We start from the raw sequence: 15,558 nt of genomic DNA, 5'->3' as shown, positions 1-15,558 counted from the left end.
CCTGACAATCCTGTAATCGATAATGCGCCCGCGTTTTCAAAACTATTACAGCCGATTACACGGAAATGAGAATAAAACTTCACCCGATCTGTGCCGCGGTGGCGGGGAGCTTCGTATTTCAACCGATGCTGGGGTGGGCCCAGGCCGCGCCAGACGCTTCGGCGCAGTTGCCTGAGGTCACGGTCAGGGCCGATGTCAGCCGCGAGCTTGGCACCGGCTATAACCCGCCCAATGCGGTCAGCGCGACCAAGACCGAGGCGCCGCTGCGCGACATCCCGCAGACCGTCAACGTGGTCACCGGCGATGTCATGCGCGACCAGCACGCCACTTCGATGCAGGATGCGCTGAAGAACGTGCCGGGCGTGTCGTTCTCCACCGGCGACGGCCAGCGCGACCAGGTGTCGATCCGCGGCTTTTCCGCCATCGCCGACCAGTTCGTCGACGGCATCCGCGACGATGCGCTGTACTTCCGCGACCTGTCCAACGTCGACCGCGTCGAAGTCATCAAGGGACCGGCGGCGGTGCTGTACGGCCGCGGCTCATCGGGTGGCCTGATCAACCGCGTGACCAAGAAGCCGGGCATCGACGTCACCGACTTCGCACTGAGCTACGGCATGTGGGCCGACCGCCGCGCCGAAGCCGACGTGGGCCGCGTGTTTGCCGACGGCGCCGCCGCCTTTCGCGTGACCGGCGCGGTGGAGAAGGCCAACAGCTACCGCTCGCAGCAGTTCCTGGACCGTGCCGCCGTGGCGCCGTCCCTGGAACTGCGCATCGCGCCCGAGACCACCGTGCTGCTGCAGGCTGACTACCTCGAAGACCGCCGCGTGACGGACTTCGGCATCCCCGCCTACAAGGGGCGCCCGGTGGACGTGCCGGCCTCGCGCTACTACGGCGCGGCCAATGCACGCGACGCCGACTATAGCCAGTCGCGTGTGTACTCGGGCACTGCCACGATCAACCATCGCTTCAACGACGACTGGTCGATCCGCAACGCCACGCGGTACTACCACTACTCGCTGGATCGCAATAACACGCTGACCAGCGCGGTCAACGAGGTGACACAGCGGCTGACGATGTCGCACTCCAACGTCTACCGCGAGGAGCACGGCTGGTTCAATCAGACGGACCTGACGCAGAAGGCGACGATCTTCGGTACCAGGCACGAAATCCTGTACGGGATGGAGATCGGCCAGCAGAACAAGGATCTGGTCAATTTCTCCAAGGCCGTGCCGGGCACCTTCGATCTGTTCAACCCGGTACTGCCGACGCTGCCGCGCCTGGTTGGCGGCACGCCTGCCACGAGCAACCTGGCTACCGCCAAGACCCTGGCGTTCTACACGCAGGACATGATCACCTTTACCGAGCAGTGGAAGGCGCTGTTCGGCGTGCGTTACGACAATTTCCAGCAGGACACCAACCAGCGCCTGGCTGGCCAGAAGAACCTGTCGCGCACTGACAATGCCTGGAGCCCGCGTGCGGGCCTGGTCTGGCAGCCGTCGAAGGTGCAGTCGTATTACGTGTCGTGGAGTCGGTCGTTCCAGCCCTCGGGTGAGACCTTCGCGCTGGCCGCCAACAACGCCGAACTGGCGCCGGAGACGACCAACAATGCCGAATTCGGCGCCAAGTACGACTGGCTCGACGGCAAGGCGAGCACGACGATTTCCGTGTTCCGGCTGGAACGGAACAATATGAAGATCGCCAATGCCACCGGCACGGCGCTGATTCCGGTTGGCGAGCAGCGCACGGACGGCATCGAGCTGAGCGGCGCCGCGGAGCTCGGCAGCGGCTGGCGCGTGCTGGCCGGCTATGCCTATCTGGATGCAGTGGTGACCAAGTCGACCCCCTTGTTCCAGGGCAAGCGTGCCACGCTGACGCCTCGCCACTCCGGCAACGTCTGGCTGACCAAGACGCTGGGCAATGGCTTTGGCATCGGCGGCGGCCTGAACCTGATCGGCGCCCGCATGGCCGATCAGGCCAATACCGTCACGCTGCCGGGCTATGTCACGGCGGACATGATGGCCTGGTACCGCCATGGTCCGTTCGAGGCGCAGTTGAACCTGTACAACCTGTTCAACAACAGCTACATCGTCTCGGCGCATGGTTCGAATGCCAACCTGAACATGCCGGGTGCCCCGCGCAGCGTGATGGCCACCCTGCGCTACCGGATGTAAAGCGCAGCATCGTGGACAAAAAAACCGGGCGGTGATGAACCGCCCGGTTTTTTTTCGACTGCCGTTTCTCCTTCGGCTGGGACACGCAATGGCATGCCCCGGAGAAACCCTGAGTCCTGCGCCGTGCCGGCGGGGTCAGTGGTCGCGTTCCCAGGTCTGGGTGCGGCCGATCAGGCTGATGCCGATGAAGCCGCGCACGTTGAGCTTGTTGCCGTCCTCAGCCAGCGACATCTTGCTCTTGTAGACCTTGCCGTTCTCCGGGTCCAGGATCTCGCCGCCGCTCCACTCGTTGTCGCCGGTCTTGCGCAGGCCGGAGAGGATGGTCATGCCGATGACGGGCTGGTCCTTGCGTGCGTCGGTGCACTTGTCGCACACGCGCGGCTTGCCGTCGCTCTCGACGAAGGTCTTGATCAGGCGTCCGCTGAAGACACCGTTCTTCTCAATGATCTCCACCAGCCCGCGCGGCTTGCCGGTGTTGTCGTCTATGGTCTTCCACGTGCCGCTGGGCGTGGCCTGCGCCATCGCCGCGGCGCTGCCGAGCAGAGTGGCGGCAAGCACGGCGGCGCGCAGGGTCGAAGCAAGGGGGGAATGGATGCGCATGATGTCTCCTTTGAGGTTCGTAGCCACGCCAATCTACTGGCGCCGGGGCCGCGCCGCAATCCGGCGCGACGCGGCGCGCGCCTTTCCGCCGCCATCGCCTGCTACCCGCAAAGCCGCATGCAGCTGCCGTTTGCGGGTTATTGTGATGCAGCAAAAGGCACCGGCGGGCGGGCGCTGAAGCAATCCTCTAAGCGGACGTACGACGCGCTGCCGGCAGGGCGAGGCGAGTGGTGCGGCGAGCGGCGAGGGTGAGAGCGCGAACACGCGAGGCACGGCGCGCGCGATCCGGATCGCACGGCAAGCGCGCGGATCGAACACGCATGCCGATGGCTTGATCGAAGCGTCTGCCGAAGTGTTGCCGCGATGCTTCGCGAGCGTCGCGGCTTGGCTCGATCGCAACGCTTTGATGCCCTCGCGATGTCTTCGCGCTGTTGCGTCGATGCAAACCGTTGCGTGCACGCATCACTCCTGGACGGTGTGTGCGACGGTGTCGCGCGAAGCGCGAGGCGAGCATGAGCGAGGCTCGCTCGCACGGCGGCGCGTGCGTGCGCTGCCGACTGTGTAAAGCATGCAGGTCGTGTGTCGCGCAGCGTGGCGCGCGCGCGTTCAGGAACGTGTCCGCGCCAGTCGACGGCTGCCGCACGCGTATCGGTGCATCACCCGCAAAGCCTTTGTCCATGCGGTTTTTCGGAAAACGCGATGACGTGCGCAGCGGCGTTGCGCCGTTGTCAGGCGCGTGTTGCGATGCTGGTCGTCAGGGTTTGTGGCGGTGTGTAAAAGCTGCGATGCGCGGTGCGTGCGATGGGGTGTCGCGCTGCGTGCGCGAGCGTGCGAAACGCGCATCGGCACCAGCGTGCGAGCGACGCGTTGCGATGCTATCGGCAACGTCTTCGTGACACCGAGCGTGAGAACTAGTTCGAGCGAAACATGCAGGCAAGTTTTTTTGCACTTTTTTCTTAACATCATCGTGCAAACGAATTATGATTCGCCTTGACAAGAGTCTCACTTCATTGCAGAGAAGCAGGAAGCAAGATGGAACGACGAGCGCGATGCGCGCTTCGATGCAGTGACGAAGGTAGTAGCTGAGGAGCACGAGAACTTTGACGCAGACCAGGCCGGACCGGCTTCTTAAAACGCGTGCAGTCTCCCTTGGTCCATTAACGGGTTGGACCCGCTACCACCGAATGAATGCCGCCTGCCGTGCGCGAGGCCAAGCCCGCACCGCAGGCCAGCTGTCCGATATCTCCTCATTTCTGGCCGTGCGCCGGCTCAACAGGCGGTGCGGGCTGATCGAATATTCCAGGGCGCGGCACGTGCCCGAGACCCGCTTGCGGGCTCGCTCCGGCCGCCAAGTCACCGCCAGGGGCGGTGCGCCTGCAACCAAATTCATTAGCGTGCAGCAGTGGTCGGGCCGCACGCCGATGAATCGCTCGCTCGACTGGGGCCGCGCTGCTGTAGTGCGCCTCGGGTCGGTCGGGTCGCCAACTTAGGTCATTCGATATTCACTCTCTAGTGAAGGAGTTATCCATGGCAACTGCTGCAAAGAAAAAGCCGGCGGCTAAGAAGGCCGCCAAGCCGGCCGCCAAGAAGGCTGCTGTGAAGAAGGTAGCCGCCAAGAAGGCAGCACCGGCCGCCAAGAAGGCACCGGCCAAGAAGGCCGCTGTGAAGAAGGTCGCAGCCAAGAAGGCAGCACCGGCCAAGAAGGCAGCCGCCAAGAAGGCCCCGGCCAAGAAGGCCGCGGTGAAGAAGGTAGCCGCCAAGAAGGTCGTGGCCAAGAAGGCTGTCGCCAAGAAGGCACCGGCCAAGAAGGCCGCAGTGAAGAAGGTTGCTGCCAAGAAGGTCGTGGCCAAGAAGGCTGTCGCCAAGAAGGCACCGGCCAAGAAGGCTGCAGTGAAGAAGGTTGCTGCCAAGAAGGCTGCACCGGCCAAGAAGGCTGCCGCGAAGAAGCCGGCTGCCAAGAAGGCTGCTGCCAAGAAGCCGGCTGCCAAGAAGGCTGCTGCCAAGCCTGCCGCGGCCCCTGCCGTTGCTCCCGCTTCGGCTGCCAAGACCGCGCTGAACCCGGCTGCTGCCTGGCCGTTCCCGACGGGCAACCGTCCGTAAGCTGCTCCGCCACGGAGTGGACCTTACGCGTTCCGCAAGGAACCGCACCGGCACGCAGCGCGTGCCCGCATGACCGGATACTGCGTATCCGGTCCGCAAGACACCAGGTCTTGCCGACCCGCCGATGGCATCCGCCCGGCGGGTTTTTTCATGGGCGCGCGCCCGCGCGCCCGCGCGCGGGAGCGGTCCGCCACTGTTACGGAATTGCAAAGCCGAAAAGAAAAAGCGCCGCGACCCTTGCGGGTGCGGCGCGCCTTGCTGCGCCCTGGCGCGGCCCTGCGGGGCCGCGAGGGCTCAGTGCGTGACCCGGGTCACGCCGCCCGAGGACAGCAGCCGTACGCGCTCGCCAGGGCGGAAGGCTTCGTCGGCCTCCTGCGTGATTGCGCGCATCTCGCCGTTTTCCAGGCGTACGGTGATCTCCAGCCCGCGGCGCTGGTTGATCTTGTTCTCGGCCGCGCTGCCGGCAATGCCGCCGAGCACCGCGCCGAGGATCCCGGCCGCCACTGCGCCGTTGCCGCCGCCGATGGTGCTGCCGGCGGCAATGCCGCCGATGGCACCGCCCGCCAGCGTGCCGGCGCCGCTCTGGTTACCCTGGATGGTGACCTCGCGGATGCCTTCGACCACGCCGTAGCGCACGGTCTGTTCGCGCTGCGCCTGGCCCGTGCCATAGACGCTGTTGGAGTTGGATTGCGTAGCGCAGCCGGCAACCAGGGCGGTGACGGCAAGGACGGCAACGGCACCGCCACGTAGCTTGTTGTTCATGTCGTTTCCCGAAAAAAAGCCACGCGCTGGCCGCAGGTCAGGCGTAGCGGTACCCGAATGCAGACTGGAACCGGTTGCCGATTTCCTCGCGCGACAACCAGTGGTTCTGCGGACCCTGTTGTGCGATCTTGACCGAACCCATCAGCGATGCCAGGCGGCCAGTCGTTTCCCAGTCTAATCCGTTCTCAATGCCGTAAAGCAGGCCACCACGGAAGGCGTCGCCACACCCGGTCGGGTCCACGATGCGCTCGGCCGCAACGGCCGGGATCGCGTACTGGCGACCATCGGCAAAGATGCTGGCGCCGCGCTCGCCGTGCGTGACGATGAAGGCACGAACCTTGGCGGCAACCTCGGCGCTGGTCCATGCGGTACGGGACAGCAGGACCTGCGCCTCGTAGTCATTGACTGTCACGTAACTGGCGAGTTCAACGAACTCGCGCAGGTCTTCCCCGTTGAACAGGGGCATGGCCTGACCCAGGTCAAAGATGAACGGCACGCCGGCCTCGGCGAACTGGCGCGCGTGGTGCAGCATGCCCTCGCGGCTGTCAGGCGCGACGATGCCCAGGCCCGGCGCGCTGGCGCCGCCCAGCGCATCCTTGACGTTGTTCAGCTGCGACTGGCTCATTGCGCCAGGGTGGAAGGCGGTGATCTGGTTGTTGTCCAGGTCGGTGGTGATCATGGCCTGCGCGGTGAAGGTTTCCGGCAGCACGCGGATGTGGCCGGTGGCGATCTCCAGCTTGCGCAGGTAGTCCAGGTAGGGTTCGGCATCGGTGCCGACGGTGGCCATCACCACGGGATCGCCGCCCAGCATCTTCAGCGTGTAGGCGATGTTGCCGGCGCAGCCGCCGAACTCGCGGCGCATGCCGGGCACCAGGAACGAGACGTTCAGCATGTGGATCTGGTCCGGCAGGATGTGTTCACGGAAGCGTCCGTCGAACGTCATGATGGTGTCGTAGGCGACGGAGCCGCAGATCAGGCTGGCCATGCTCTCTCCAGGTGTTGGGATGATTGGGTGGAACGGAGCCCTTGCGGGCAGTATCGGTCAGGCAGAAAACAAAAAAGCGGCCGCCCCGGGATGCGGGCGGCCGCTGCCGTCCGGGAACCCGCGGGTTCCCGGGCGTGCCGCTGATTACTTCAGCGCGGCCAGGGCGGCGTCGTAGTCCGGCTCGTTCTTGATCTCGGACACCAGCTGGCTGTACTTGACGGTGTCGTTCTCGTCGAGCACCACCACGGCGCGGGCGGTCACGCCGGCCAGCGGGCCGGTCTTGATGTCCACGCCGTAGTTGCCCTTGAACTCGGCGCCGCGCATGGTCGACAGCGGCACCACGTTCGCCAGGCCTTCAGCGGTGCAGAAGCGGCCCATGGCGAACGGCAGGTCGGCCGAGATCGTCAGCACCACGGTGTTGGCGAGGCCGCTGGCGGCTTCGTTGAACTTGCGCGCGGAGGCCTGGCACACCGGGGTATCCAGGCTCGGAACGATGTTCAGCACCTTGCGCTTGCCGGCGAAGTCGGCCAGCGTGACGTCCTTCAGGTCCTTGCCGACCAGCGAGAAGGCGGGGGCCTTGTCGCCGGCTTGCAGGAACTTGCCTGCGACTTCGATGGCGTTGCCGCCGAGGGTGACGTTGCTCATGTCTACTCCTTGTTGTCTGATGGATTTCCGGTTCGTGTCCGGAGCGGGGGGCGCGGCCTGCTGCCGGACTCGGATTCGGTCCGGCGGCGGGCCGGGAATTCAGGGGTAAAAAATCAGCACGCGATAGTTGGCTGGCGCCTGCTGCGTTCGGAATCGTACCCGAACCGGCAGCTCCATGCCCGCGCGAAGACCCTGCGCGGCAAAGGCCTTCTGCGACGGCTCCAGGTAATCCGCGGGTTGCAGCACCCGGCGCAGCAGCAGCTGGTCCTGCAGGTCGGTCATCACCAGCTCGATCGCGGGCAGGGCGGTGCTGGCGCGGCCCAGGTTGCGCAGCGTGACCGCCAGCAGGTAGGTGTCGCCGTCTTCATCCTGGCGCTGCAGCTGCGAGGTCTCGATGCGCAGCGCATCGATGTCGCGCCACGGCGGCACGTCGCAGCCCAGCGGCGCGCAGGCGGTCTCGAGTGCCGGGCGCAGCATCGGGAACTGGCCGGCCAGCTGGCTGCGTGCCAGGTAGACCACTTGCACGGCCGCGGCGATGGCAAGCACCACAGCGGCCACGCGCCAGGCGGAGCGCGGCACGGCCACTGGCTTGCGGGGCTGGCGTTCGCGCTCACGCTCACGCGCATGGCGCAGGAAGTCGGGGGCGAAGACCGGGCCGGTTGGTGCTTCGGTGCGCGCCCAGCGGCGCGTGGTCTGCTCGCGCGCGACGGCGCCGCCGGTGACGCTGAAGGGTTGGCCGGTGTCGGGGCCGGTGGCGTTGTCGTCCTCGCCAACGGCGGGTGAGGCTGGCGAGGTGGCGGGGCGGACCGATGCTTCATCCGGCCACGGGGTCGGCTCGGACCCGGCATCGGCTGACGCCGCGCGCAGGAACTCGCTTGCGCTGGGGATGCTGGCAGCGGGTGCCACTGGCGCGGGCTCGGCGTCGGCATCGACGGGTTGCGGCGCTGCCGGTGCCGCCGTAGCGGTCGGGGGTGCCGCCGGTGCGGCGGGGATATCGAGTGCGCCGTGATCGAGTGCCGGCCAGGCGGACGCGGGGGCTGGCTGTGCCGGCGTATCCTCGGCTTGCTCCGGTGGCGTGGCGGGGGCGGGCTGGGCCGCATCCGGGCCGGCAGCCTGGCGTTGCGCCTCGCGTGCATCGCGATGGGCGACGGCTTCGTTGGCTTCGCGCAGCGCCTGCTCGATCTCGGAGTCTTCCATGCCGGCGGGTGCCGGCATGGCCATGTCCTCCGGCGACGACATCAGCATCGTCGGCGCGTCCAGCGCCGGCACGTCATAGCCGGGGTCGATGGTCGGGGTGAAGGCAGGCTGCGGCGCAGGCGCGGCCTCAGCCGATGCGGGCGGCGCGGCAGGCGAAGCTGCCGCAGACGGCGCCGATGATGCCGATGACGCAGCGTCGGTCGGCAGCGGAATCTCGATCAGGTGCTCGCGCGCGTCGAACACCGTCTCGCACTGGCCGCAGCGCACCAGGCCCTGGCGCAGGCGCAGCTGGTCCGCGACCAGCCGGAAGGCGGTGCGGCAGGCCGGGCAGCGCGTGACTAGCTTGACGGCGGCCATCGGTGTGAATCAGGGGCGGGTGCCGCGGGTGCCATGCAGGCACACCCAGCCTTCCTCGCTGCGCCACACCGTCAGCGGCAGCCAGGGCGCGTAGGCCGCGGCGACTTCATCCGCCTGGCGCTCCAGCACGCCGGACAGCACCAGCCGTCCGCCGGCGCGCACGCGCGCGCTCAGCATGGCGGCCATCAGCTTGAGCGGATTGGACAGGATATTGGCGACCACCAGGTCGTAGCTGGCCTCGGATACCGATTCGGGCAGCGCAAACGAGGCTTCCACGCGGTTGCGCTCGGCGTTGTAGCGCGACGCTTCCACCGCGTTGGGATCGATGTCGATGCCGACGGTGTCGCCCGCGCCCAGCTTGCGCGCCACGATGGCCAGGATGCCGGAGCCGCAGCCGTAGTCGAGCACGGTTTCGCCCGGCTTCAGGTTCTGCTCCAGCCACTGCATGCACAGCCGCGTGGTGGGATGGCTGCCGGTGCCGAAGGCCAGGCCCGGGTCGAGTTCCAGCACCACGGCATCGGGTTCGGGCGCGTCGTGCCACGACGGCACCACCCAGATGCGCTCGCCGATGCGGATCGGCTCGAACTGGGATTGCGTCAGCCGCACCCAGTCCTGGTCCTCGACCGCGCGCAACTGGTAGGCCGGCACCGGGTCGATGCCCAGCTGGTTGGCGGCGGCCGCCACCACCACGGCCGGATCGGCATCGTCGCCGAACAGCGCCACCACGCGCGAGCGGTTCCACGCGAGTTGCTTCGGTTCCAGCCCGGGCTCGCCAAAGAGCGGCTGCTCGTCGGGCGTGTCGGCATCGGCGTCTTCCACCGAGACCGACAGCGCGCCGAGTTCGAACAAGGCATCAGACCAGGCTTCGGCCTGGTCCTGCGCCACTTCGATCACACATTCCTGAAATGCCACGGGCTTCCTTGCTTGCTGCTTGTGTATTGCGGGTAACGTTGCGTCAGGCCTTCGCGCGCTCCGCCAGGCGATGCTCGAGATAGTGGATGCTGGTGCCGCCTTCAACGAAGTTGGCATCCATCATCAGCTCGCGGTGCAGCGGCACGTTGGTCTGGATCCCGTCCACCACCATTTCCGACAGCGCGATCCGCATGCGGGCAATGGCCTGCTCGCGCGTGGCGCCGTAAGTGATGATCTTGCCGATCATCGAATCGTAGTTGGGTGGGACGAAGTAACCATCATACGCGTGCGAGTCGACCCGCACACCCGGGCCGCCGGGCATGTGCCAGGCGGTGATGCGGCCCGGCGACGGCGTGAACTTGAACGGATCCTCGGCGTTCACGCGGCATTCGATCGCGTGGCCACGGAACTGCACATCCTTCTGGCGCAAGCGCAGCTTCTCGCCGAAGGCGATGCGGATCTGCTCCTGCACTATGTCGATGCCGGTGATCATCTCGGTGACCGGGTGCTCAACCTGCACGCGCGTGTTCATCTCGATGAAGTAGAACTCGTTGTTCTCGTACAGGAACTCGAACGTGCCGGCGCCGCGATAGCCCATCTTCTTGCACGCCTCGGCGCAGCGGTCGCCGATGCGCTCGATCAGGCGGCGCGGAATGTGCGGTGCGGGCGCTTCCTCGATCACCTTCTGGTGGCGGCGCTGCATCGAGCAGTCGCGCTCGCCCAGCCAGATCGCCTGGCGGTGCTGGTCGGCGAGGATCTGGATTTCAACATGGCGCGGGTTCTCAAGGAACTTCTCCATGTAGACCTCGGGATTGCCGAAAGCGCGGCCGGCTTCTTCACGCGTCATGTTGACGGCGTTGATCAGCGCGGCTTCCGTGTGCACCACGCGCATGCCGCGGCCACCGCCGCCGCCGGCGGCCTTGATGATCACCGGGTAGCCCACGCGGCGCGCGGTGGCCAGGATTTCCTTGGGGTCGTCGGGCAGGGCGCCGTCGGAGCCGGGCACGCACGGCACGCCGGCCTTGATCATGGACTGCTTGGCCGACACCTTGTCGCCCATCAGGCGGATGCTGTCGGCGGTCGGGCCGATAAAGACGAAGCCGGATTTCTCCACGCGCTCGGCAAAATCGGCGTTCTCGGACAGGAAGCCGTAGCCGGGGTGGATGGCTTGCGCGTCGGTCACTTCGGCGGCCGAGATGATGGCCGGCATGTTCAGGTACGACAGCGGCGACGGGGCCGGGCCGATGCAGACGGCTTCGTCTGCCAGGCGTACGTACTTGGCCTCCTTGTCGGCCTCGGAGTACACCACGACCGTCTTGATGCCCAGTTCGCGGCAGGCGCGCTGGATGCGAAGAGCGATTTCGCCGCGGTTCGCGATCAGAATTTTTTCAAACATGGTCTCTCTCTGCGAGAACAGTAGCGGTCCCGCTGCGTGCCGCAACGGCACGCCGGGCGCGCGGCCCGGGGCTGTCGCCGCCGCGGCCGCCATACTGCGCGGAACTGCATGGAACTGCACGGAACGGGCCGCGAAGCCCACAACGTCCCTGGCGCCAAACAACGCCATGGCATGCCGCGCGGGCGCTGCTGCGGGGGCCACTTGCGTGGCCGATGGCAGCGTGCGGCATGGCATGCCGGTCAGGATCAGCCGATCACGAACAGCGGCTGGCCGTATTCGACGGCCTGGCCGTTCTCGACCAGGATTTCCTTGATGACGCCGGCCTTGTCGCACTCGATTTCGTTGAGCAGCTTCATGGCTTCGATGATGCAGACAGTCTGGCCTTCCTTGACCGAGTCGCCGACGTTGACGAACGGCGCGGCGCCCGGCGACGGTGCACGGTAGAACGTGCCTACCATCGGCGAGGTCACCACATGGCCGGCGGGCAGCTGGGCGATGGGCTCTGCAGCCGGTGCCGCGGCACCAGCCGGTGCGGCGGCCGCAGCGGGCGGCAGCGCCTGCATCTGCGGCATGGCCATCGGCGCGGCGACGATTTGCGGCGGTTGCTTGACGATGCGTACCTTGCCGTCGCCTTCGGTGACTTCCAGCTCGGAGATGCCGGATTCGGCCACCAGGTCGATAAGCGTCTTCAGCTTGCGCAGGTCCATCTTTTTATCCTCCTGAATCGGGTTATCCGGCCGCTGCCCGGGACGGGCCGCGGCGGAAGAATCGTGTTGCCGGCCACCGGAAATCCGCGCCCGCCGTGCCGAGGCACGCCAACGGGCGCAGGCCGCCGGGCGGCGCGCGCAGGTTGTCGAAAAAATCTTGGGAGTTCAGCTCCCCGAACTCTCGGGTGGCGGCTGCTCCTGGCCCAGCACATAGTCCAGCGCCAGCAGGTAACCCTGCCAGCCAAGCCCGCAGATCACTCCGACCGCCACGTCGGAGAAATAGGAGTGGTGGCGAAAGCTTTCGCGCCGGTGCACGTTGGACAGGTGCACCTCGACGAACGGGATCGCCACGCCGGCCAGGGCATCGCGCAGTGCCACGCTGGTGTGCGTGTAGGCAGCCGGGTTGATGATGATGAACTCGACCCCTTCCGCGCGTGCGGCATGGATGCGGTCGACCAGTGCCCCCTCATGGTTGGACTGGAACGTATCCAGCGAAACGCCGGCTTTTGCCGCGCGTTCGGCCAGGGCCGCGTCGATATCGGCAAGCGTCGTGTGCCCGTAGGTTTCCGGCTCGCGCGTGCCCAGCAGGTTCAGGTTTGGCCCATGCAGGACCAGCACCTTGCGGTAGCGGGCTGAGCGACGGATGGAGCGGGTTGCAGTCACGGCGGCTCGACCAGATCAACGAAATTGCGCGGAGATTACCGTAGCTTAGAGGGATTTGTCTAGCGCGCGATACAAGGCTTGGCGACCTTTGCGACGCTTCGGCGGCCCTTGAAGCACTTTCTGGCCGTTTTGGTGCCCCGGCGAAACAAATCGCTGAAGAAAACCGAAATTCAGCGAACTTGGCGGAAGAATATGCTCAGGCGCGTGGCAGCACGGCCCGCAGTTCCTCGGCCGTCACCCGTCCCATCTTGCGATACTTGACCGATCCGTCCGGGTTGATCACCACGGTATAGGGCAGGCCGCCGGCGCTGTTGCCGAAGTTGCGCGACAGCTCGGTGCCGGCAAAACCGGCCACGGCGAGCGGGTAGGCCACCGGGACCTTCGTGGTGAACTGCTGGATATTGGCGGCAGAATCGATGCCGATGCCGACAAACTCCACCTGGCGGCTCTTGTATTCCTCATGCAGCGCGGTCAGCTCCGGCATTTCCTCGACACACGGCCCGCACCAGGGCGCCCAGAAGTTGATCACCACGGTCTTGCCGCGCAGCTTGCCCAGGTCCAGGTCGGCGCCGGCGGCGTCGGGCAGGCGTGTCTGGAAGAAGGTCTCCACCGCCTGGTCGCTAGCGGGCTTGGGCGAGAACACGAAATGGCCGGCCAGTGCACCGGTGGCGCAGGCGACCACGGCCACGGCGATCCACAGCCAGAGGCGGGAGCGGCGGGCGGGCGAGGAAACGGTTTCAGTCATGGGGATGGCTTGGACCAGTGAAGTAGGGGGCGGGCGTCAGGCCGGTCGGCATCGCCGGGCGCGTCCATCAGCGCCCGTACCGCCTGCACGTCGGCGCGGGCCGGGCGCCCCGAGGCGTCGGCACGCACGGCGCCGCGTTCGTCGACGGCATCATACAGTGCTATATGAATGCCGACTGGGGCACCCAGTTCCGCGTGCACCTCGCCGGCGAGCAGCCGGGCCTCGCGGCGGTCGGGCCACTGGCCCTTCCACAGGAAGCTGAGGGTCTCGACCTCGCCGCGGCCGCCGAAGTGGCGGCTCTCGCTGGTCTCGAAGTCCACGCCGGCGTTGATCAGATGCAGCGTCGCATCCTTGGCGCTGTCGCAGAAGCACTGCAGATAGATATCGGAGTGCTCGGTGGCGGTGCCGTTGAGCACGGCGCCGGCCAGGTAAGGCCGGAACGGCGCCAGGTCTTCCATGGCCAGCACTGCCAGCCGGCGCAGCAGCGCCAGCACGCGGGGCTGGCTGTCGGCGTGGAACAGCGCCTGATAGGCGCGCACCTCGGCTTCGACCTGCTCGTTGTCGGGCAGCCATTCGCCGGGCACGCGCTGCTCGCCCAGCACCTGGCGGGCGGCCTTGCGCTTGGCGGTGGCGTAGTCGGCACCATCCTCGGCAATCATCCGGGCGGCAGCCTGGGCGATTTCCTCGCGCAGGCGGGTGGGGTCGGGGGCGGTGCGTCGGGTCATGCCCCATGATACCGGAGGCTCCCGCGCAACCGGTGCGCGCGCTGCCGCAGTGCAGCGAAGGCCGCGGGCGCTCGGGTACAATCGAAGGCTTCCTGCCCGGCCACCGCACCGCAAGACACGGCCTGAAACAGCCGCCGTGCCGCCGCGCCACGCCGGGTGCCGAATCCCCACGCCTGCGGGCTTCAAGTCTTTCCGGGAACCCATGCATATTCATATCCTTGGCATCTGCGGCACCTTCATGGGCGGCCTGGCGGTGCTGGCCAAAGAGGCCGGCCACCGCGTCACCGGCTGCGATGCCAATGTCTACCCGCCGATGAGCACCCAGCTCGAGGCCCAGGGGATCGAGCTGATCGAAGGCTTCGACCCCGCCCAGCTGTCGCTTGAGCCGGACCTGTTCGTGATTGGCAACGTGGTCTCGCGAGGCAATCCGCTGATGGAGGCCATCCTCGACCGCAACCTGCCCTATGTGTCGGGCCCGCAATGGCTGGGCGAGCACGTGCTGGCGCGCAAGTGGGTGCTGGCGGTGGCCGGCACGCACGGCAAGACCACCACCACGTCGATGCTGGCCTGGATCCTGGAGGATGCCGGCTACAACCCCGGCTTCCTGGTGGGCGGGGTGCCGCAGAACTTCGGCATCTCGGCGCGCGTGACCGAATCGGACTTCTTCGTGATCGAGGCCGACGAGTACGACACCGCCTTCTTCGACAAGCGCAGCAAGTTTGTCCACTACCGCCCGCGCACCGCGATCCTGAACAACCTGGAATACGATCACGCCGACATCTTCCCGGATCTGGCGGCGATCGAGACCCAGTTCCACCACCTGGTGCGCACCGTGCCCGGCCAGGGCCGGATCGTCGTCAACGGCGTGGAGGAAAGCCTGGCACGCGTGCTGGAGCGCGGCTGCTGGAGCGAGGTCGAGCAGTTTGGCGTGGGTGACTGGCGCGAGAGCAATGCCGCCGCCACTGCGGCGCCCGGCAAGGACGCCTTCGACGTCTGGTTTGGCGTTGCGGTCCAGGGCACCGTGGTGTGGGACCTGCAGGGCACCCATAACCGCATGAATGCGCTGGCCGCGATCGCCGCCGCGCGTCATGTGGGCGTGCCGGCCGCGCAGGCGATCGAATCGCTGTCCCGCTTTGCCAACGTCAAGCGCCGCATGGAAGTGCGCGGCGTGGCCGGCGGCGTGACGGTCTATGACGACTTTGCCCACCATCCGACCGCGATCCAGACCACGCTGGAAGGGCTGCGCCGCCGCGTCGGCGATGCCCGCATCCTGGCGGTGCTGGAGCCGCGCTCCAACACCATGAAGCTGGGCGTGATGAAGGCGCAGCTGCCGGCCAGCCTGGAGCAGGCCGACCTGGTGTTCGGCTACGGCGCGCCGGCCGGCAAGGACGCGCTGGGCTGGGACCTGGCCGAATCGCTGGCGCCGCTGGGCGACAAGGCCACCGCCTTCCACGACCTGGGCGCGCTGGTGCAGGCCGTGCGCGCCGCGGCGCAGCCGGGCGACCACGTGCTGGTGATGAGCAACGGCGGCTTCGGCGGCGTGCACCAGAAGCTGCTGGACGCCCTGGCTCAGGGCGCCGCACGCTGAGCGGC

Annotated in this window: 14 protein-coding genes; 3 read left to right on the top strand and 11 right to left on the bottom strand. The window is 66.9% G+C overall.

Annotated elements, in window-relative coordinates:
- Positions 1–65: 65 nt before the first annotated feature.
- Positions 66–2,171, top strand: coding sequence for a TonB-dependent siderophore receptor (locus tag RS901_RS03230; protein WP_316151488.1), 2,106 nt, complete (start codon positions 66–68; stop codon positions 2,169–2,171).
- Positions 2,172–2,306: 135 nt separating this feature from the next.
- Here RS901_RS03230 and RS901_RS03225 read toward each other — a convergent pair whose 3' ends face one another.
- Positions 2,307–2,771 (bottom strand): DUF2147 domain-containing protein, encoded by a 465-nt coding sequence (locus RS901_RS03225; protein ID WP_316151487.1) that lies wholly within the window; start codon positions 2,769–2,771, stop codon positions 2,307–2,309.
- Positions 2,772–4,298: 1,527 nt separating this feature from the next.
- Here RS901_RS03225 and RS901_RS03220 point away from each other — a divergent pair.
- Positions 4,299–4,871: a histone H1-like DNA-binding protein gene (locus RS901_RS03220; protein ID WP_114130924.1), complete on the top strand. Its 573-nt coding sequence runs from the start codon at positions 4,299–4,301 to the stop codon at positions 4,869–4,871.
- A 294-nt stretch (positions 4,872–5,165) separates the two neighbouring features.
- Here RS901_RS03220 and RS901_RS03215 read toward each other — a convergent pair whose 3' ends face one another.
- From RS901_RS03215 to RS901_RS03170, 10 genes are all read right to left on the bottom strand, one after another.
- Positions 5,166–5,633: a membrane protein gene (locus tag RS901_RS03215; protein WP_013958002.1), complete on the bottom strand. Its 468-nt coding sequence runs from the start codon at positions 5,631–5,633 to the stop codon at positions 5,166–5,168.
- A 37-nt stretch (positions 5,634–5,670) separates the two neighbouring features.
- Entirely contained in the window at positions 5,671–6,618 is a 948-nt protein-coding gene (locus RS901_RS03210) for a carbohydrate kinase family protein (protein ID WP_153954199.1), read from the bottom strand.
- A gap of 144 nt (positions 6,619–6,762) precedes the next feature.
- Positions 6,763–7,263, bottom strand: coding sequence for a thiol peroxidase (gene tpx, locus RS901_RS03205; protein WP_316151486.1), 501 nt, complete (start codon positions 7,261–7,263; stop codon positions 6,763–6,765).
- Between the two features lie 99 nt (positions 7,264–7,362).
- The gene (locus RS901_RS03200; protein ID WP_316151485.1) at positions 7,363–8,817 is read right to left on the bottom strand and encodes a DUF3426 domain-containing protein; all 1,455 of its coding nucleotides are present in this window, start codon (positions 8,815–8,817) and stop codon (positions 7,363–7,365) included.
- 9 nt (positions 8,818–8,826) lie between these two features.
- Complete coding sequence (gene prmA / locus RS901_RS03195) at positions 8,827–9,729, bottom strand: 50S ribosomal protein L11 methyltransferase (protein ID WP_316151484.1); 903 nt, start codon at positions 9,727–9,729, stop codon at positions 8,827–8,829.
- A gap of 43 nt (positions 9,730–9,772) precedes the next feature.
- Positions 9,773–11,125 (bottom strand): acetyl-CoA carboxylase biotin carboxylase subunit, encoded by a 1,353-nt coding sequence (accC, locus tag RS901_RS03190; RefSeq protein WP_018312111.1) that lies wholly within the window; start codon positions 11,123–11,125, stop codon positions 9,773–9,775.
- 245 nt (positions 11,126–11,370) lie between these two features.
- Positions 11,371–11,832, bottom strand: coding sequence for an acetyl-CoA carboxylase biotin carboxyl carrier protein (gene accB, locus RS901_RS03185; RefSeq protein ID WP_316151483.1), 462 nt, complete (start codon positions 11,830–11,832; stop codon positions 11,371–11,373).
- A 165-nt stretch (positions 11,833–11,997) separates the two neighbouring features.
- Positions 11,998–12,495, bottom strand: coding sequence for a type II 3-dehydroquinate dehydratase (aroQ, locus tag RS901_RS03180; RefSeq protein ID WP_011616025.1), 498 nt, complete (start codon positions 12,493–12,495; stop codon positions 11,998–12,000).
- Between the two features lie 196 nt (positions 12,496–12,691).
- On the bottom strand, positions 12,692–13,240 hold the full coding sequence (locus RS901_RS03175) for a TlpA family protein disulfide reductase (protein ID WP_013957994.1): 549 nt from the start codon (positions 13,238–13,240) through the stop codon (positions 12,692–12,694).
- On the bottom strand, positions 13,237–13,965 hold the full coding sequence (locus RS901_RS03170) for a UDP-N-acetylmuramate--alanine ligase (RefSeq protein ID WP_316151482.1): 729 nt from the start codon (positions 13,963–13,965) through the stop codon (positions 13,237–13,239). The genes RS901_RS03175 and RS901_RS03170 overlap by 4 nt, the downstream gene beginning before the upstream one ends.
- A 202-nt stretch (positions 13,966–14,167) precedes the next feature.
- Between RS901_RS03170 and mpl the strand changes: the two genes are divergently transcribed.
- Positions 14,168–15,553, top strand: coding sequence for a UDP-N-acetylmuramate:L-alanyl-gamma-D-glutamyl-meso-diaminopimelate ligase (gene mpl / locus RS901_RS03165; RefSeq protein ID WP_316151481.1), 1,386 nt, complete (start codon positions 14,168–14,170; stop codon positions 15,551–15,553).
- Positions 15,554–15,558: the final 5 nt, after the last annotated feature.

This window comes from Cupriavidus sp. BIC8F (assembly GCF_032465815.1).
Classification (GTDB): Bacteria; Pseudomonadota; Gammaproteobacteria; order Burkholderiales; family Burkholderiaceae; genus Cupriavidus; species Cupriavidus necator.
This window is presented reverse-complemented; position numbering and strand designations above follow the sequence as displayed.

What these genes read in the sequence shown, in the direction of transcription:
- RS901_RS03230 (WP_316151488.1), top strand. Translation starts at nt 66, where the DNA reads ATGAGAATAAAACTTCACCCGATCTGTGCCGCGGTGGCGGGGAGCTTC.
- RS901_RS03225 (WP_316151487.1), bottom strand. Translation starts at nt 2,771, where the DNA reads ATGCGCATCCATTCCCCCCTTGCTTCGACCCTGCGCGCCGCCGTGCTT.
- RS901_RS03220 (WP_114130924.1), top strand. Translation starts at nt 4,299, where the DNA reads ATGGCAACTGCTGCAAAGAAAAAGCCGGCGGCTAAGAAGGCCGCCAAG.
- RS901_RS03215 (WP_013958002.1), bottom strand. Translation starts at nt 5,633, where the DNA reads ATGAACAACAAGCTACGTGGCGGTGCCGTTGCCGTCCTTGCCGTCACC.
- RS901_RS03210 (WP_153954199.1), bottom strand. Translation starts at nt 6,618, where the DNA reads ATGGCCAGCCTGATCTGCGGCTCCGTCGCCTACGACACCATCATGACG.
- tpx (WP_316151486.1), bottom strand. Translation starts at nt 7,263, where the DNA reads ATGAGCAACGTCACCCTCGGCGGCAACGCCATCGAAGTCGCAGGCAAG.
- RS901_RS03200 (WP_316151485.1), bottom strand. Translation starts at nt 8,817, where the DNA reads ATGGCCGCCGTCAAGCTAGTCACGCGCTGCCCGGCCTGCCGCACCGCC.
- accC (WP_018312111.1), bottom strand. Translation starts at nt 11,125, where the DNA reads ATGTTTGAAAAAATTCTGATCGCGAACCGCGGCGAAATCGCTCTTCGC.
- accB (WP_316151483.1), bottom strand. Translation starts at nt 11,832, where the DNA reads ATGGACCTGCGCAAGCTGAAGACGCTTATCGACCTGGTGGCCGAATCC.
- RS901_RS03175 (WP_013957994.1), bottom strand. Translation starts at nt 13,240, where the DNA reads ATGACTGAAACCGTTTCCTCGCCCGCCCGCCGCTCCCGCCTCTGGCTG.
- RS901_RS03170 (WP_316151482.1), bottom strand. Translation starts at nt 13,965, where the DNA reads ATGACCCGACGCACCGCCCCCGACCCCACCCGCCTGCGCGAGGAAATC.
- mpl (WP_316151481.1), top strand. Translation starts at nt 14,168, where the DNA reads ATGCATATTCATATCCTTGGCATCTGCGGCACCTTCATGGGCGGCCTG.